17 protein-coding genes, 1 tRNA gene and 1 pseudogene are annotated in these 16,133 nt (G+C 59.2%); 5 read left to right on the top strand and 14 right to left on the bottom strand.

What is annotated here, in order from left to right; all coding sequences use genetic code 11:
• Positions 1 to 189 precede the first annotated feature (189 nt).
• On the bottom strand, positions 190 to 2,052 hold the full coding sequence (locus RBRH_RS12140) for a phosphoenolpyruvate carboxykinase (GTP) (protein WP_041753935.1): 1,863 nt from the start codon (positions 2,050 to 2,052) through the stop codon (positions 190 to 192).
• A gap of 351 nt (positions 2,053 to 2,403) precedes the next feature.
• Here RBRH_RS12140 and RBRH_RS12145 point away from each other — a divergent pair, with 351 nt between their 5' ends.
• A complete protein-coding gene (locus tag RBRH_RS12145; protein WP_013436615.1) occupies positions 2,404 to 3,417 on the top strand; it encodes a D-2-hydroxyacid dehydrogenase family protein in 1,014 nt (337 codons plus the stop codon).
• 137 nt (positions 3,418 to 3,554) lie between these two features.
• Here RBRH_RS12145 and RBRH_RS12150 read toward each other — a convergent pair whose 3' ends face one another.
• On the bottom strand, positions 3,555 to 4,544 hold the full coding sequence (locus RBRH_RS12150) for a DMT family transporter (protein ID WP_162145557.1): 990 nt from the start codon (positions 4,542 to 4,544) through the stop codon (positions 3,555 to 3,557).
• A 189-nt stretch (positions 4,545 to 4,733) separates the two neighbouring features.
• Between RBRH_RS12150 and RBRH_RS19135 the strand changes: the two are divergent.
• Positions 4,734 to 4,823 (top strand): annotated as a pseudogene (locus tag RBRH_RS19135) (IS6 family transposase); the annotation flags it as partial.
• Positions 4,824 to 5,275: 452 nt separating this feature from the next.
• Positions 5,276 to 5,351, top strand: a tRNA-Lys gene (locus RBRH_RS12155).
• 454 nt (positions 5,352 to 5,805) lie between these two features.
• On the opposite strand, the gene RBRH_RS12160 is transcribed toward RBRH_RS12155, so the two are convergent.
• Genes RBRH_RS12160 through RBRH_RS12170 form a run of 3 tightly spaced genes read right to left on the bottom strand, consistent with a single transcriptional unit; the run spans position 5,806 to position 7,592 of the window.
• Positions 5,806 to 6,489: a DUF799 domain-containing protein gene (locus tag RBRH_RS12160; protein ID WP_013436619.1), complete on the bottom strand. Its 684-nt coding sequence runs from the start codon at positions 6,487 to 6,489 to the stop codon at positions 5,806 to 5,808.
• A gap of 13 nt (positions 6,490 to 6,502) precedes the next feature.
• Positions 6,503 to 6,871 carry a DUF4810 domain-containing protein gene (locus RBRH_RS12165; protein WP_013436620.1) on the bottom strand — a complete coding sequence of 123 codons (369 nt, stop codon included), beginning with the start codon at positions 6,869 to 6,871 and terminating at the stop codon, positions 6,503 to 6,505.
• Positions 6,872 to 6,911: 40 nt separating this feature from the next.
• The gene (locus tag RBRH_RS12170; protein WP_013436621.1) at positions 6,912 to 7,592 is read right to left on the bottom strand and encodes a CsgG/HfaB family protein; all 681 of its coding nucleotides are present in this window, start codon (positions 7,590 to 7,592) and stop codon (positions 6,912 to 6,914) included.
• A 349-nt stretch (positions 7,593 to 7,941) separates the two neighbouring features.
• Between RBRH_RS12170 and RBRH_RS12175 the strand changes: the two genes are divergently transcribed.
• Positions 7,942 to 8,139: a hypothetical protein gene (locus RBRH_RS12175; RefSeq protein ID WP_157864449.1), complete on the top strand. Its 198-nt coding sequence runs from the start codon at positions 7,942 to 7,944 to the stop codon at positions 8,137 to 8,139.
• On the opposite strand, the gene sap1 is transcribed toward RBRH_RS12175, so the two are convergent.
• Positions 8,129 to 8,479 carry a surface attachment protein Sap1 gene (gene sap1 / locus RBRH_RS12180; protein WP_041753936.1) on the bottom strand — a complete coding sequence of 117 codons (351 nt, stop codon included), beginning with the start codon at positions 8,477 to 8,479 and terminating at the stop codon, positions 8,129 to 8,131. The two genes, RBRH_RS12175 and sap1, sit on opposite strands and share 11 nt — an antisense overlap.
• A gap of 658 nt (positions 8,480 to 9,137) precedes the next feature.
• On the opposite strand from sap1, the gene RBRH_RS16345 reads away from it, so the two are divergent.
• Positions 9,138 to 9,386: a hypothetical protein gene (locus RBRH_RS16345; protein WP_013436626.1), complete on the top strand. Its 249-nt coding sequence runs from the start codon at positions 9,138 to 9,140 to the stop codon at positions 9,384 to 9,386.
• On the opposite strand, the gene RBRH_RS19140 is transcribed toward RBRH_RS16345, so the two are convergent.
• The 8 genes from RBRH_RS19140 to rpmH form a co-directional block, all read right to left on the bottom strand.
• Positions 9,380 to 9,553: a hypothetical protein gene (locus RBRH_RS19140; RefSeq protein ID WP_013436627.1), complete on the bottom strand. Its 174-nt coding sequence runs from the start codon at positions 9,551 to 9,553 to the stop codon at positions 9,380 to 9,382. The genes RBRH_RS16345 and RBRH_RS19140 overlap by 7 nt on opposite strands.
• 35 nt (positions 9,554 to 9,588) lie before the next feature.
• Positions 9,589 to 9,933, bottom strand: a complete 345-nt coding sequence (locus tag RBRH_RS12190) for a hypothetical protein (RefSeq protein WP_232509302.1) — start codon at positions 9,931 to 9,933, stop codon at positions 9,589 to 9,591.
• A gap of 354 nt (positions 9,934 to 10,287) precedes the next feature.
• Positions 10,288 to 10,623, bottom strand: a complete 336-nt coding sequence (locus RBRH_RS12195) for a DUF4148 domain-containing protein (RefSeq protein ID WP_013436630.1) — start codon at positions 10,621 to 10,623, stop codon at positions 10,288 to 10,290.
• Between the two features lie 501 nt (positions 10,624 to 11,124).
• Complete coding sequence (mnmE, locus tag RBRH_RS12205) at positions 11,125 to 12,513, bottom strand: tRNA uridine-5-carboxymethylaminomethyl(34) synthesis GTPase MnmE (protein WP_041754597.1); 1,389 nt, start codon at positions 12,511 to 12,513, stop codon at positions 11,125 to 11,127.
• Positions 12,514 to 13,019: 506 nt separating this feature from the next.
• Positions 13,020 to 14,684 (bottom strand): membrane protein insertase YidC, encoded by a 1,665-nt coding sequence (yidC, locus tag RBRH_RS12215; RefSeq protein ID WP_013436635.1) that lies wholly within the window; start codon positions 14,682 to 14,684, stop codon positions 13,020 to 13,022.
• Between the two features lie 30 nt (positions 14,685 to 14,714).
• Entirely contained in the window at positions 14,715 to 14,945 is a 231-nt protein-coding gene (yidD, locus tag RBRH_RS12220) for a membrane protein insertion efficiency factor YidD (protein ID WP_041753937.1), read from the bottom strand.
• Position 14,946: 1 nt separating this feature from the next.
• A complete protein-coding gene (rnpA, locus tag RBRH_RS12225) occupies positions 14,947 to 15,516 on the bottom strand; it encodes a ribonuclease P protein component (RefSeq protein WP_083813487.1) in 570 nt (189 codons plus the stop codon).
• A gap of 97 nt (positions 15,517 to 15,613) precedes the next feature.
• Positions 15,614 to 15,748, bottom strand: coding sequence for a 50S ribosomal protein L34 (gene rpmH / locus RBRH_RS12230; RefSeq protein WP_006998755.1), 135 nt, complete (start codon positions 15,746 to 15,748; stop codon positions 15,614 to 15,616).
• Positions 15,749 to 16,133: the final 385 nt, after the last annotated feature.

Below are 16,133 nucleotides of genomic sequence, written 5' to 3' on the forward strand. Positions count from 1 at the left end.
GCATTGTTGCACAATTGCAATGCGGGATTTTCCTATGACTTGCGAAAGTCTGCAGAAGTTGCGGCATTGCGGCACGTCATTTTCTGAAAAAACGCCGAAACCCCGTAGGGGATCGGCGTAATGTTGGGGTAACGGGCCATACAGCACAAAGCACAAAATGCTCGAACGCACCAAAATGATGCAAAAGGACTATGCCGCGAGTTGCCGCTCGATCCGGTCCTTGATCCGGTTCAACGCCTCGGGCAGCCGGCATTCCAGCTTGGCAAACCATTCCCCGTGCAGCGCCAACTCCTCGCGCCACGCGCTGGTGTCGACTGACATGACCTGCTCGAACTGCTGACGTGAAAACGCCAGGCCGGTCCAATCGATATCCTCATAGCGCGGTGAAACGCCAAACACATGCTCGACACCGCGCGCCTGCCCGTCAATGCGCCCAAGCATCCACTGCAGCACGCGCATGTTGTCGCCGAAACCCGGCCAAACAAACTTGCCGTCGGCACCCTTGCGGAACCAGTTCACGCAATAGATTCTGGGCAACGTCGCGCCTTGCGCTTGCAGCCGGGCGCCGATGTCGAGCCAATGCGCAAAGTAGTCACTCATGTTGTAGCCGCAGAACGGCAGCATCGCGAATGGGTCGCGACGCACGACGCCTTGTTGGCCCGCCGCGGCGGCCGTCGTCTCGGAACCCATCGTCGCGGCCATATAGACGCCTTCCACCCAGTTACGCGCTTCGGTTACCAGGGGCACGGTACTAGAGCGGCGGCCGCCGAAGATGAAGGCGTCGATCGCCACACCCTGCGGGTTTTCCCACTCAGGATCGATCGACGGGCACTGCGATGCAGGCGCGGTAAAGCGCGCGTTCGGATGCGCGGCCTTGCGACCGGTTTCCCGCGCAATCTGCGGCGTCCAGTCCTGACCTTGCCAATCGATCAGGTGCGCGGGCGGCGTGTCCGTCATGCCCTCCCACCAGACATCGCCGTCATCGGTCAGCGCGACATTCGTGAAGATCACGTTTTCGCGCAACGTGGCCATCGCGTTGAAATTAGTCTTTTTGCTGGTACCCGGGGCAACGCCGAAATAGCCGGCCTCCGGATTGATTGCGTACAGCCTGCCGTCCTGGCCCGGCTTGATCCATGCGATGTCGTCGCCAATCGTCGACACACGCCAGCCGTTCATCTCCTGCGGAGGGATCAGCATCGCGAAATTCGTCTTGCCGCAGGCCGATGGGAACGCGGCAGCGACATGGTACTTGCGCCCCTGCGGCGAAGTCACGCCCAGGATCAGCATGTGTTCGGCGAGCCACCCTTCGTTACGGCCCATCGTCGACGCGATACGCAGCGCGAAGCACTTTTTGCCAAGCAATGCATTGCCGCCATAGCCCGAGCCGTAGCTCCATATCTCGCGGGTCTCCGGGAAGTGCACGACGTATTTCGTATCGCTGCACGGCCAGCGCACATCGGACTGGCCCGGGGCGAGCGGCGCGCCGACCGAGTGCACGCACGGCACGAACTGGCCGTGCTCGCCGAGTATGTCGTAGACTGGCCGCCCCATCCGGGTCATGATCCGCATGTTTACGACTACATACGGGCTGTCGGTCAGCTCGACGCCGATGTGTGCAATCGGCGAGCCGAGCGGCCCCATTGAGAACGGCACGACGTACATCGTGCGCCCGGCCATCGAGCCATCGAAAAGCTGTTTAAGCGTCGTGCGCATTTGGCCAGGATCGACCCAGTTGTTCGTCGGACCCGCGTCCTCCTTGCGCTGCGAACAGATAAACGTGCGATCCTCAACCCGCGCGACGTCGGACGGATCCGAGCAGGCGAGGTAACTGTTCGGGCGCTTCGCGTCGTTGAGTTTCTTAAGCGTTCCGTGCCGAACCATCTGGTCGCACAGCCGGTCATATTCTTGTTGGGAGCCGTCGCACCAGACGACGCGGTGAGGCCGCGTCAACGCTGCGACTTGCTCAACCCACTCGATTAGCTTGCGGTGCCTAACGTATATCGGCATGTCGAGATCAACGGTGAGGCCGCCTCCTTGGGCAGGTTGATTCATGAAGCTGTCTCCGTTTTGGCAAGAAAGAAACGGTATGAGTCCGACGATGCTGGCTACGAGAGGTGCGCACCAACGGGCGCACGTGCAAAGCAGACATCGCGGACATTGCAGCTTGCCAGCTTGTACCATCTTGTAACGTGGCTTGCATCGGCGCTCGACAAGCTGTTAAAAGTTGAAAAGGCTGCTTGATTTTCGGCACGGCATAGGTGCGCTGACACGCACGAAAGCAGTTCCCCGGCCTCGGCGCATCGGCGCCGCTGATCACTGCATTGCCGGTTGAAGCGTCAAGCATAGCACCCCGTCCGCGGTGCAAGTGGTGCACCGCAAAAGACCGCACTGTTCCAAGTCCCCATGAAGATTGCCATCCTCGATGACTACCAAGACGCCGTCCGCAAGCTCGACTGTTTTCAACTGCTCGCCGGGCATGACGTCAAGGTGTTCAACAACACGGTGCGCGGGCTCGGGCAACTCGTCAGCCGACTCGCGGAAGTCGAAGCGCTCGTATTGATCCGCGAGCGCACGCGCATCACACCGCAATTGCTAGACAAACTACCGCGACTGAACGTCATCAGCCAGACAGGCCGCGTATCCAGTCACTTGGACCTGCAGGCGTGCACCGAGCGCGGCATTCCGGTGCTAGAAGGCACGGGCTCGCCCGTTGCGCCCGCCGAGTTGACATGGGCGCTGATCATGGCGGCGCAGCGTCGCATCCCTCAATACGTCGCGAACCTTAAGCAAGGTGCCTGGCAGCAATCAGGCTTGCGCACCACCGCGCTGCCACCCAACTTTGGGCTCGGTCAGGTGCTGCGCGGGCAGACGCTGGGCATCTGGGGCTACGGGAGAATCGGCAAGATCGTCGCCCACTACGGGCGCGCGTTTGGCATGACCGTGTTGGTCCACGGACGCGAACATTCGTTACACGCGGCGAAAGACGATGGTTTCGAAGTGGCGCAGACGCGCGAGCAACTTTTTTCCGAAAGCGACGTACTGAGCCTGCATCTACGGCTGCACGACGAGACCCGCGGCATCGTGACTGTCAATGACCTCGTGCAGATGAAGCCAACGGCACTGTTCGTCAACACGAGCCGCGCCGAACTGCTCGAGGAGAACGCGCTCGTATCAGCCCTTCATCAAGGGCGACCGGGCATGGTCGCGGTGGACGTATTCGAAAGCGAGCCGATCCTGCAGGGTTATCCGTTACTGCGCATGGAAAATGCGATTTGCACGCCGCACATCGGCTACGTGGAACGCGAGAGCTATGAACTGTATTTCGGCGCGGCGTTCAACAACATCCTTGCGTATCTGGACGGCGATACGCAAAACGTCGTGAACCCGGAATCACTCACGGCGCGGGTGCGGCGTTGATGCGCACGCGCGTCGCGGCCGCACTTTTTGATTTTTTGCCAGCTTTATTACTGGCTCAGCCTCCGGCCAGCCCACTTATCAGGCTGTCCGATTTTGCGCGCCCACCTCTGCATACACAAAGTGCAATCAGCTAGACGTCAAACTGACTTTTTTGCAAGCTGATGAGCGGACCTCGCGGTGGACGTGCGCGCGTAAGAATCGATACGTCTGCCCGACAAACTTACACAAAGCGCACTTCCAACAATTAACACTGCGCCTAGTGCTGCTTGTAGTCCGATAAGCTCACCCCAGATCACGTACTCAAAAAGAATTGACCATACAACGCCAAAATAACTTAACGGCGCCAGCAACGACGCGGGAGCATTTTTGAACGCCGTCGTCAGCAGTAGCTGTCCCGTACCAGCGGTTAAACCAAGCAACGCCATCAGCGCTAGATCTTCCATGCTTGGAGTCGTCCACGAAACCCATAGTGATAATCCGCTTACGATTGTCCCGATCAACGTAAAATACAAAACAATTACTGTTGGCTCTTCAGTACGGGAAAGCCTTTTAATTTGAATTACAGCCCCCGCGCCGAAGACAGCGCTGAGCACACCCAGTCCCGTTCCCAGCACCGATGCATATCCGCCAGTCAACGGGGAAATTAATGTCACGCCACCCAACCCTACTATGAGCCCTCCTAGCACACCCATTCGTAACCGTTCACCTAAGCACACTACCGCGAACACGGCAACGAAAATAGTTTCCAAGTAATGCAAAGTCACAGCGGTAGACAAGGGTAGGTAGAGCAAGCTTGAAAGAAAAGTGCCCATCGAGCCTAGCGCCATCGCCGCCCTGAGAAAATGCCCTCCAAACCGGCTCAGTGTAAACTCCTTTTTATTAAATTCAAGACGGCGAAAGACGAGCATGGCGGGTATCAGCCCGAACAGCATGCGAAAAAATGCGATTTCGTTAGGCGGATACTGTGCCGCAATAAATTTTGCAATAACACCGACCAAAGAAAAAAAGAAGACTGCACAAAGCATTAGTGCAATCCCACGCATAATCCGACTATCAATTAATTTAGATATTTGTTTATTAAATAAAGGCTGCATATTTTTCAATTTTTTGGCCTTACTTTCCGCCAAAAAGACTCCATCTTTAGAATATAACATGTATCAATTTTACATACTTTTGGCAAAAAACATCATGTCAAAGCCAGATTCGAATATCGGCTGCGTATTTGGGGAGCAAACAAAGCAAGCGCCTGTAGGGTTCTGTCGCATTAAGGCGGTAGGTCAAGGTTTGTTGCTTATCGCCTATCGACGGACACCCGGTTGAAGACGCAGAAAACGCTGCCTGCTGGCATTGCCACAGTACTGAAGCGCCTGCCTTATCCGGTGGATAAGGCCCTGATGTGCGTGCGCTAGTACGTGGCATATTCGTTGAATCTGGGGCGATTCTCTTTTCGTTATCGCGATACAACCCTTAGCAGCGTCACTCAGAACGCGCAGCTTAATTATGAGAAAGGGACCCGTTGTCCGGATTCGACTTACCTTCAAGCAGTGGCCACGATGACCTGGAGGCTCTTGCAGCGCTCAAGTAGTTTTCGGAACCGGCGAGATAGCCGAAGCTGCGCGCAACGGCTAGGCTAAAGGCTGCTAAGTTTGGACAGCCTGGTCTGCTCGCACATTGGGCCATGGAAACCACGGTTGGACGATAAGCGCCCGATAAATCGAGAGGTTCACGCCTGGATCTGTGAGGGCGAGCGGATGTGGACCTAGTGTGCTGCTCGACACCGAACCTACCCGATCCCCCAAGCCCCGTCCCTCAAAAGATTTGCATACCGCGGAAAGTCTGCTACAATTTCCCTTCTGTTGGGGCGTTAGCTCAGTTGGTAGAGCAGCGGACTCTTAATCCGTAGGTCGAGTGTTCGAGTCACTCACGCCCCACCAAGAAATCAAGGGCTTAGCAGCGATGCTAGGCCCTTTTTTCTGTCAGTTACTCATCCTTATTAGACAGTGCCTAATATTCCTCAATAAAAAGCCTCGCCATCCCCCGTCTCTCGATCATAGTCGCATGTTGGTGCGTCAAAACGCACGATTCCCATACACCGGAAAACGCTTGGAAACCCACGCCACAAGGGCTGGCAAGCCGGGCGGCATGGTGCACTAAGGCCACCCAATTTAAGGAAGTGGATAGACGAGGAAAGCACTGCGATTTTTGCGCAACGACCGAGTTTGGCGCGCAGTAGTCTGCCCTTGCATCAAAGAATGCAATATGGCCACCGCACGAGCGAGGTCAAGCAACGGCGCACCGCAAAAATGGCGGTGCACCCGTAAATGGCCCGCTGCGCCTACACAACCGCGATACCGTGTCCCGGTTGCAGTCAACGCAGCGATGCAGCCGTCAATCGGTCCCGTACTTTGGTGAGCGCGGTCCGTAAAGCAAGCCACTCGGCGGCCCCGCCGACAACAGGCGCCGGCTCGCCAGATTCGCGACGTCAACGCTGTCGTCGGACAGCGTATGCGCAATCTGCTTGATCGCGGCCTGTGCCAATATGCCGATCAATCCGAACGCACCGACGTTGACGTTGGTGCCCACCTCGTCGCCGGTAGCACGCCCCTCGCCCTGCCACAGCACATCGCCGGTTTTTAGATCGACAAGCTTGGCCGATGCTGCCACGACCGTCTTACTGTCGAGCACAGCGTAGACGGAGCCATATTGCTTGACCTTCGTATAGAGCGCTGCGTCAGCGCCGAAGATATCGCGAAGCTTCGCGGGCGTGACACCTTGAATATCCGTCGGTGTGGTCAGCCCGTTGTACTTAAACGTCTCCTCCATGGGGGCCACGGGTACCACGTAGTATCCAGCCTCGGCCAACGGAAGCGTCATCTGCGAAAGCAAACCGTAGGTGGCCTTCACGTCTGACGTTTCGTTCACCGGCGGCAGCACGAGAATCGAACGGGGCTGGCTTCTCTTGAATGCCGTGTAGTCAGGACGTTGGTTGGGACCCGCACACGCGGCCAGCAATGCGAGCATCGCACCGGCGCATAGCGATTTCAGTAAAGAGACCTTGATGATCTTGAACATGGTGGCGCTCAGCTCAGGGTTGCCTGGACTTCTTCATCAGGAAGTCCATGTACGGCGATGATTCGGGAAACGACTGCTTTTCGGCCTCGAATGCTTGTACGGCTTGCGAGTCATTGCCAACGCTCGCATACAGCATTCCGAGATGCGCATGAAACCCCGGCGGTGGACGATTTCCTGCCGCGCGAATTTGTTGCAGCGCTTTTTCCAGAGCGTCGATCTGCTGCTGTGGCGCCGTTTGTCCCTTGAAATACTCGTAGACCTGCGGCTGATAAGCGTCCCATTGATACAGCGGCACGGTGGAATGGCTAGCGCAGCCAGTCAACCAGGCCGCAGTCGCAACCAGCGACAACCCGGTTTTTTTGAGGAAGATAGGGAAATTCATCTTGCTTTTTTAGTGATTGGCATAGCGTGGGGCGAGCGCTTCATTTCGCCGAGCCGAGTGCGCCGGCATCGACCTGTTCGACCAAGTGGTTGACCGCTTCTTGAATAGCCAGATCCAGCACCTTGCCGTTCAACGTGGAGTCGTAGCCAGCCGTCCCGCCAAAGCCGATGACCTCCCGATTGGAGACGCTGTATTCGCCCGCGCCCTGGCTCGACAGCACGACTTCGGACGTCGCAGTATTGACGATATTGAGATTGACCTTCGCGTACGCGACCTGCGCTTTTCCACGCCCGAGAATACCGAATAATTGATGGTCGCCGACCTCCTTGCGACCGAACTCGGTGACGTCGCCCGTCACGACGAAATTGGCCCCCTTGATCGCCTGAGCCTTTTTCATGAAGCCGGCTTCCTGCTTAATCTCGTCTAGGTTGTCCCGGTCGAGCACGTTGAAGCGGCGGCTCTGTTGCAGGCGCGTGACTAGGATCGTCTTGGCCTGTCCGCCGAGGCGGTCGATCCCGTCGGAAAAGATACCGCGCATATAGCTAGACCGGTTATCGAACTTGCCGACGGCGATCTCCATCGGCTTGCCGGCAAACGGTGTTTGGGCGCTACTGACCACGGGTACCGGCAGCGATCGCGATGATTCCGTCGCGCACGCGCTCAATCCCAGGGCGAGTGCCGCCGTAATCCAGATAACGCCACAATTTTTATGTTTTTTCACGCAACATCCTTATCAACTTAAAAGAACACACTGCCTAAATGAGTACGGCCCGTGGCAAACGCCCGAAAGCAGCCATGCCGTTGCCAAAACGGTGGCAACGTCAGCCAGTGCCCAACTTGTCGAATCGGTGAAATAAAAAAGACGCACTTAGCTTGGCGCTCGCCATGCTAAGGTTTCTTGATAAAACGGTGTGTGTAAAACAACAGCCGCTATTGCTGCGCCAGCCTTATCTATTTCGACAAAATCGATAGCCCATTCGCCGCTTTTTTGTTAAAAATCCTGCTGCCTCTGCATTTTTCAGCCATCGTTTCGCTTCAGTGATGGGCAACGGGAAGGCGTTCACGACGTGGTGCTAAACAACGAGATTTTCACGTTTGAATCGCGCGATGTCAACGACACATTGAAATTGCGCGACCACCGCAAGGAAGACGAGATCCGGCCCATTTATAGGCTGAATCCCGGCTACCGCAGTGCCGTGAATCAGCGCGGCGTCCGTGTCAGGACGCGGCAACTCATCGCCATGCAGGTGTTCTTAACTATTGCTTGATAAAGCGGTCCGAAGTCCATAGGCCGTTCGGATCGCGATTGCCCGCGTTCTGAAATTCAATCGCATGCCCGACTACTCGGATGATTCTGAATTCGTCATTTTCCGGCGTCGACAGGCATTGGTACCCATTAAACAGCTCTTGCATTTTTCCTTGTTCGCCGGCCAACGCATGCTGGTCAGCTGCTTCCAGCTTATCGCGCGACAAACATCCATAGGCATTTGCCTTGAAGCGGAACGTCTGGTCCGGCGCCAGCTTGACGACTTTGTCCTGGGCTTGCGCCGCGGACAATGCGGCGGTGAGCGTGACGAAAGCAATAACCATCCCGGTACGTTTCATCATGAATCTCTCTCCTATGGGCTGCGCACACCTTGGTATGACATTCGCTGAAGATAACCACAGCAGCTCCATCGTAGACCAATGCCAGCAAAGCACAAGCAGAACTTGTGTGCAGCCGCAATAGGCCAAAATGCCGCACCTTTTGGCCACATGCCTGTCACACGCATTGCGGCTTTTTGACGCACTGCACATATCGCGCCACAGCACGCAGCCGAAATGACGCGTGATTTGTTGCATTAATGAATGCATAAAATACCCAGCCCGCTCAGCGGGTAAGCCATTGGTGCCCTCTCGCCAAAAATTGATGAGGCGCTGAAACGCTTACTGAATAAAAAACCGCCGGAGGAGGGACGCAACCCCTGCCCGGAGCCGGGATACGCAAAGCGCGGCAATCCGAATCACACCGCACAATGGATCGCGCGGATCGGCCCGGGTAGATATGCGCCCCATTGGCAGCCTCCACGCTAGTCACGCTCCCGCTCGCCGGCCAGAATGCCAGTCCTGGCGGGCCAACTGGATGCCAAGGTGGGGCGCAAGATGGCAGTTGGTGCTGGCCGGCTAGCTGGAATGCTAGGGGGCCAGTTGGAATGCTGGTGGGAAATGCACAGCGACCTAGAATGAAGACCTAGAATGAAATTAGGATTAATGTAGGGACCCGATCATGGTCGAGCAGATTATCCTAGACGCATTTCTCTTACTGCCATTGATGATCGTTGCGTTTCTTTTCATTGACGAACTATGGCAGGAGCACCGGTTGCGCAGTCATGACCACGCCGAACGCGCGCGGCCTTATCCATCGACAGATAGGGGACGCGATTCGCCACAATCACCCGCCGGCTTCGGGGTGTTGCTGGTGAATGACGCCGCGCCTACGCACCGGCGCACCGCACGCGCGGCGTCGCATCAATGACGGCGGCGCAGCCATCCCGCCAGGTGGTGAGTCTCCATCCAATGAAGCACGCGACTGCGCTCCGGACGCTCGCGCCAGCGTGATAAGAGTTCGAATCCCCACAGTGACAACAGAATCAGAATGCCTAATCCACCACCGATCAGCCCTACAACCGTCTCGCCTTCCATGATTGCCCTCCATCGGGAACACTCATCCCTTTATTTTAGGCAATCGGATAGCGACGGAAAGGGGCAACGGCACGCGCCTGCGCGCGGCCAGTTGACTCAGTCGCCATTGAGCGCACGCAGGTACGCGCAAAACATGTCAGCCATCGCGTCGGCATAGAGTGGATCTGAGCAGGTGTACGGGGACTTGCCGATAATTGTTTTCCTGCTGCACGGATCGTGTCGGTAATCAATCTGCATGCCAGGGTCAGGGTCGCGGTCGACGCCGCGGGCAGCCCACGTTGCATGAACGTCTGCATAATGTGGTCACCCGCCTGCTTCACTTGTTTCGCCTCCGGCGCATCGTGATAGAGCAGCATGGCGTCGTTGAGTGCCACGCGCATCTCAATCTCCTCGCACTCCGGCCGGATAAAGGCATGGACGAACCTGCGCAACTACCCAGAATGGGTCGATGGGACGAGTTCAGCAATGCCGACAACGACCGGGATAAAAAAGAGTCGCCAGCCTCTGCCGGCGACTCCTACCCCACGTGGGCCGCTGTCAACCTAAATAAATACCAGGGCCGCGATGCGTAACACTCGGTGCGGCGCGCCACGGCTTTATCCGCCCTTCACTGATCCGCCCTTCACCGTCGCCGCCGGCCGACGCAACACTCGCGATGCTATCCTCGCAACCCTTGCACATCGGGTGCGCCCGCGAATACCGTTGGCGCCAACAGGCTCCTCTCGGTGGCGGACTCAGTGGCCCATATAGACGGATTGAGACACACGAGCAATGGCCTGGCCGCCCGCCTGCATCGACCCGCTGGCCACGCCGCCCACCGCTTGCGCGGCGACGCGTTGCTCGGCGGCATGCTTGGCTGCCACGCGGGCCTCAGCCGCCTGGATGTTGTTCGGATAGTCGTAGTCGTTGGCCATGGCGGGGTTATAGCCAACTTGTTCCAGCTCGATCAACTCGGCCCGCACTTGGGCATGCGTGAGCGGTGCGTTCGTTTGTGCGAACGAGGCCAGCGGCGCCGCAGCAGCAGCGGCGGCAACAGTGGTGATGGCAACAGCTTTGATCAGCGCATTCATGACACAACCTCCGATTGTTCGTTTCTCATTGAAGCTACCAACGTCAAGGTCCGTAGCCGATAAATGCAGTGTAGGAGCCGGATAGATAAGGGTAAATACTTAAATTCCGAATTCACTGTTATCAAAAAAAGAACAATTGGGACGGTGCAGCGTCTCATCACACCCCGGCCATCGCGTCCTGTCGCAAGCCGACTCAGGCACCCGTTACGACGCCCGATGATCCGCTGACATGGGATCCCGGCATGCGCGCAACACCGCAGCAAAAAGGGTCGCGCCGGCTGAATCGAGCGACGCTGCGGTGACCCGCAATGCCCGCGCACGCGCGTTGTTCGCGAACGCGTCCCCGGATCGCTCCAGCCATCCGTGACAGGCCAGGACCAGCACCACGGCGGCGGGATCCACCTGCAGCAGCGCCCATACGTTGAGCCCCGCGCAGAACTCGCTTGCTGTAGTTGGCTTTGAACCACATCAGGGGGCGAACAGATGTCTATGGATTCTGCATTACTTTCCAATACAGAACCGGCTAAAGATCACCCCCAGCAAATCATCCGACGTGAACTCACCGGTGATCGAGTTCAATTGTTCCTGCGCCAGTCGCAACTCCTCGGCAAATAGATCGAGCGCCTGCGCATTGCGAGCCGCGTGCTCCGCAGCCGTCGCCAAATGCTCGCCCGCTGCACGCAACGCGCGCAAATGACGCTCGCGCGCCAAATAGACACTTTCCGCGCCTGCTTGCCATCCGGCAATGCGCAGCAGTTCAGCCCGCAGCAGGTCGATACCGAGCGCCGCCTTTGCGGATAACCTGACCTCGCGCGCCGCACTATCCCCGGCATCGCGCACGTCCGGCTCGACGCCTGCCAGGTCGATCTTGTTGAAGATCCGCACCACCGGCACACCGGCGGGGAACCGCGCGGCGATCGCGTGATCCTCCACGCTCATCCCATCACGCGCATCCAGCAGGTGCAGTACGACATCCGCTCGCTCGATCTCGTTCCATGACCGCGCAATACCGAGCCGCTCCACTTCGTCTTGCGTATCGCGCAGGCCAGCAGTATCGATCACGTGCAGCGGTATGCCTTCGATCTGGATGGTCTGCGCCACCTTGTCCCGCGTCGTGCCGGCAATCGGGGTCACGATCGCCAGCTCGGCACCCACCAGCGCATTAAGCAGCGAGGACTTGCCGACGTTCGGCTGCCCGGCCAGTACGACGGACAGCCCCTCGCGCAGCAATGCGCCTTGTTTCGCATCGCGCTGCACAGCCGCCAATGCATCGCGGATACGCGCCAGCTTGCCGCGCGCGTCGGCAGCCTCCAGAAAATCGATTTCCTCCTCCGGGAAATCAAGGGTGGCCTCGACCAGCATCCGCAGGCCGACGACCTCGTCAACCAGCCGATGGATGTCGCGCGAAAATGCTCCTTCCAACGAACGGCCGGCCGAGCGCGCGGCCGCCTCGGTACTGGCTTCGATTAGGTCCGCCACGGCTTCGGCCTGCGCGAGATCAAGCTTGTCGTTCAGGAACGCGCGTCGCGTGAATTCGCCGGGCTGCGCGAGCCGCAGCCCGATGTCGCAGCCGGCGTCGAGACATCGCTGCAGCACGAGTTGCAATACGACCGGCCCACCATGCCCCTGAAGCTCGACGACGTGCTCGCCGGTGTACGAATGGGGCGCCGGGAAATACAGGCCAATGCCGCGATCCAGTGGCACGCCAGCCGCATCGAAAAACGGCACATAGACGGCACGGCGGGGTGCAAGCCGATCGCGAAACAATGCGTCCATCAGCCGCACAGCCGCGTCGGCCCCGGCCGCGCCGAACGAGACACGCACCACCCCTATGCCACCACGTCCCGGCGCGGTGGCAATCGCGACGATCGGATCAGAATCGGTTTGCATTAACTCGAATAAATAGGTGCGGCAATACGGGTGGCCGCCGATAACGACTGGCGTCCATTGTATCGCGCGATATGCGTTCGCGAAGATGCGCAAGCGTGTGACCCGGCGGCCCGCCTAAGGCTGCCGGGTCACGGGATGCCAGGCATTGTCACGGCGTCAGTGGTCTAGCAACACCAAGCGGTCGGGCGGCGTCCAGCAGTCAAGCAACGCCAGGCGGTAGAACAACGTCAGGTGGCCAAGCAACGCTAAGCGGTGATGCGACGTCAAGCGGCCAGGCAGCGCCAGGCGGTAGAGCCGACGTCAAGCAGCCAGGCAACGCCAGGCGGTGAAGCCGACGTCGGGCGACCAGACAGCGCCAGGCGATGAAGCGACATCAGGCCGCCAGGCAACGCCAAGCGATGGAGCGACGTCAAGCGGCTAAGCAACGCCAGGCGATTCACGCCGACTACCGAGACGACCCATGCCAGCGGCGGGCGCCTCAAGCTGCCCGCCCCACCATCACGGGCTCAGGCCTTCTTGTCCTTGCCCATCATTCGCGTGATGTAGTACTGCTGGGCGATCGACAGCACATTGTTCACGACGTAGTACAGCACCAGTCCGGCCGGGAAGAAGAAGAACATCACCGAAAACGCGATCGGCATGAACATCATCATTTTCGCTTGCACTGGATCGGGCGGAGTCGGGTTCAGCTTGGTCTGCACAAACATCGAAACCGCCATCAGCACCGGCAAGATGAAGTAGGGATCCTGCTGCGACAGATCATGGATCCACAGCACCCATGGCGCGCCGCGCATCTCGACTGACGAGAGCAGCACCCAGTACAGCGAGATGAACACCGGAATCTGGATCACGATCGGCAGGCAGCCACCAAACGGATTCACCTTCTCGGATTTGTACAACTCCATCAGCGCCGCGTTCATCTTCTGCGGATCGCTCTTGAAGCGCTCGCGGATCTGCTGCATGCGCGGCGTGATCTCCTTCATCCGCGCCATCGACTTGTAACTGGCAGCCGACAGCGGAAAGAACACCGCCTTGATCAGCAGCGTCAGCAACACGATTGCCCAACCCCAATTGCCGACAAAGCCGTGGATCTTCTCGAGCAGCCAGAACAACGGCTTCGCAATGATCGTCACCCAGCCGTAGTCCTTGACCAATTCCAGGCCCGGCGCGATCTTTTCCAGCTTGCGCTCCTCCTGCGGGCCGGCGAACAGGCGCGCGGCCACGTTCACGCTCTGACCCGGAGCGATGCTCTGCACCGGCTCCTTCATGCCGACGCGGTACAGCGCCTGGCTGAACTTGTCCGCATAGAACTGGCGCTGTGCGCCTTCCTTCGGGATCCACGCAGAGGCGAAGTAGTGCTGCACCATCGCGACCCAGCCGTTGTCAGCCGACGGCGCATAGTCCTGCTTGCCCTTGTCCAGATCCGAGAAGCTCATCTTCTGGAACTTGTGCTGCTCGGTGTAGACAGCCGGACCGATGAACGTATGCGAGAACCGCGGTGTCTCGACCGGCGTGTCGTCGCGCACCAGCTCCATGTATACCGTCGGCTTCACCGGCGCGGCGCCAACGTTCTCAATCTTCGTATCAACGCCGATCACATAGCTGCCGCGCGTGAACGTATAGGTCTTTACCACCTTCACGCCAGCCTTGACCGGCGATTCGAGGCTGATCGACACCGTGTTCGCGCCGTCCGTCAGCGACGTCGGTCCCGGCACGACGGTGAACACATCGTTGTGGTTTGGGAAATCACCGCCAATCAGGCCAGTGCGCGCCAGGTACGTATGGTTGGCCGTCTGGTCAAACAGCGTGATGTACAGGTTGGGTTGCTTGCCGTCCCCCTCCTTGACCAGCGACAGCCGCGACAACGTGCCGCCTACCGTGCTGATATCGCCGTCATACACGTCCGTCTTGAAGTGGATCTGCTGGCCCTTCACCACGGGCTGCATGGCGGGCGCCGTGCCAGGCGCGCTGCTCGACTCCGTGGTCTGCGGCAGGTCCGCCAACTGCGTGCCCGGCGTGGTCGTGCCCGGCGTCGCCGAAGCGGCCGTCTGGGTCGGTGTCGTGTTCGGGAAGAACAGCGACAAACGTCCATGGTCCCGCTGCCAGTTGTCGTAGAGCATGACGACTGACATGAAGAAGATGACCCATAGGACGGTACGTTTGATGTCCATGCGTTGTCTCGTGGTAAATGAGCTGAGCGACTAGCGCCTGTCGGCACGAACCGGCGGCACCGGGTCGACGCCGCCCGCCGAAAACGGATGGCAGCGACACAATCGCTTCACTGCCAGATAGGTCCCGTGCGCGGCGCCATGATACTGGACCGCCTCGCGCGCGTAGTCCGAACATGAAGGGTAAAAACGGCACCGATCGCCGAGATAAGGGCTCACGGCGAGCTTGTAAAAGCGCAGAAGCGCGATTAGCACCGTTTGCATGTCATCGCTGCGTGTCAGTGGACGCCCGGTCCGGCGGGCCATCGTCCGGCACCGTGCCCGACGAGGCCGAGGCCGCTGGTCCGCGCTGCCCGTGGTGCGGCGCAAGCACCGACGCCTGGGCCTGCACAGGCCGTTCGCCGCCCGTGCGATGTGCGGCCTCGCGCACCGCACGCCCGACCAGTCCCTCGATCTGCGCTTGCAGCATCTGCGTGAGCGCCGCAGACCCGGCACTCGGAAACCGCGCACGATCGATTTTGCCCGACAGCCGGATCAGCACATCCCAGCCAGTCAACTCCAGGCGCCGCACGCGAAATGCCTCGCGAACCAGCCGCTTGACCAGGTTGCGCGTGACCGCGCGCGGCGCCTGCTTCTTGCCGACAACCACGCCGAGCCGCGCAGCCTGCCCGGTGGGGCGGCCGTACAACACGAAGTGAGCGGAGCGCGCCCATGGGCGCAAACGAAAAACGGATGAGAATTCATCCGTTTTCAGCAGCCTTGCGGCCTTCGGGAAACCAGCAGGTGTCGTGCGCACGCGGTCAGGCCTCTCGTCTAGTGGGCCGGTCCGTCGCACCGCTCGGCATGCCGCCCATGGCGGGCATCGCCGGCATCGACGTGCGCGAACCGCGCTGCTCGGCCGCCGACCGTCGCTACCCAGCGTCACGCCGGCCTTAGACGGCCAGGCGCTTACGGCCCTTCGCGCGGCGAGCGTTGATGACTTTGCGGCCACCCGCGGTCTTCATGCGAACACGGAAGCCATGGGTGCGCTTGCGGCGCGTCACGGACGGTTGATAGGTACGTTTCATGTTGCTCTCACTCGTTGGAGGATGGGCCGCGGCGTGCTTTGCAAGGAACTGACGCGCCAGCACAACGGCAGTGCGACGCCGAGCCGAAAAATTCGGTTTTCGCGGAACCCGCTATTTAAACTGCTTTTCTTTGCGGCGTCAATATCTTACGTTCACTGGCGCAGGCCGTCGCTCCGAGCGTGCACGACAACGGCGCCGAACCGACCCTGTGGATAACTCGCCCCGCCTGACGCGTTTGGCGGTAGAATCCCGGCTATCCCAAGAATCCAGTACGCCGCTTCGGCCGCCGCAATGCGTTGTCGCATCTGCGGCTGAGTGCGTCCCACAGCTTCGAGTGCAACCCTATGAAGAATCCTGAGGAAAACCGCGCCGTTCGCGTCGAGCG

Source organism: Mycetohabitans rhizoxinica HKI 454 (genome assembly GCF_000198775.1).
GTDB lineage: Bacteria > Pseudomonadota > Gammaproteobacteria > Burkholderiales > Burkholderiaceae > Mycetohabitans > Mycetohabitans rhizoxinica.

Bases quoted from the DNA above. Each gene is read 5' to 3' on its own strand.
- rpmH (WP_006998755.1), bottom strand. From the start codon at position 15,748: ATGAAACGTACCTATCAACCGTCCGTGACGCGCCGCAAGCGCACCCAT.
- yidD (WP_041753937.1), bottom strand. From the start codon at position 14,945: ATGCAAACGGTGCTAATCGCGCTTCTGCGCTTTTACAAGCTCGCCGTG.
- RBRH_RS12160 (WP_013436619.1), bottom strand. From the start codon at position 6,489: ATGTTCAAGATCATCAAGGTCTCTTTACTGAAATCGCTATGCGCCGGT.
- RBRH_RS16345 (WP_013436626.1), top strand. From the start codon at position 9,138: ATGGTCGAGCAGATTATCCTAGACGCATTTCTCTTACTGCCATTGATG.
- yidC (WP_013436635.1), bottom strand. From the start codon at position 14,684: ATGGACATCAAACGTACCGTCCTATGGGTCATCTTCTTCATGTCAGTC.
- sap1 (WP_041753936.1), bottom strand. From the start codon at position 8,479: ATGATGAAACGTACCGGGATGGTTATTGCTTTCGTCACGCTCACCGCC.
- RBRH_RS12165 (WP_013436620.1), bottom strand. From the start codon at position 6,871: ATGAATTTCCCTATCTTCCTCAAAAAAACCGGGTTGTCGCTGGTTGCG.
- RBRH_RS19140 (WP_013436627.1), bottom strand. From the start codon at position 9,553: ATGGAAGGCGAGACGGTTGTAGGGCTGATCGGTGGTGGATTAGGCATT.
- RBRH_RS12195 (WP_013436630.1), bottom strand. From the start codon at position 10,623: ATGAATGCGCTGATCAAAGCTGTTGCCATCACCACTGTTGCCGCCGCT.
- mnmE (WP_041754597.1), bottom strand. From the start codon at position 12,513: ATGCAAACCGATTCTGATCCGATCGTCGCGATTGCCACCGCGCCGGGA.
- RBRH_RS12145 (WP_013436615.1), top strand. From the start codon at position 2,404: ATGAAGATTGCCATCCTCGATGACTACCAAGACGCCGTCCGCAAGCTC.
- RBRH_RS12140 (WP_041753935.1), bottom strand. From the start codon at position 2,052: ATGAATCAACCTGCCCAAGGAGGCGGCCTCACCGTTGATCTCGACATG.
- RBRH_RS12190 (WP_232509302.1), bottom strand. From the start codon at position 9,933: ATGCGCGTGGCACTCAACGACGCCATGCTGCTCTATCACGATGCGCCG.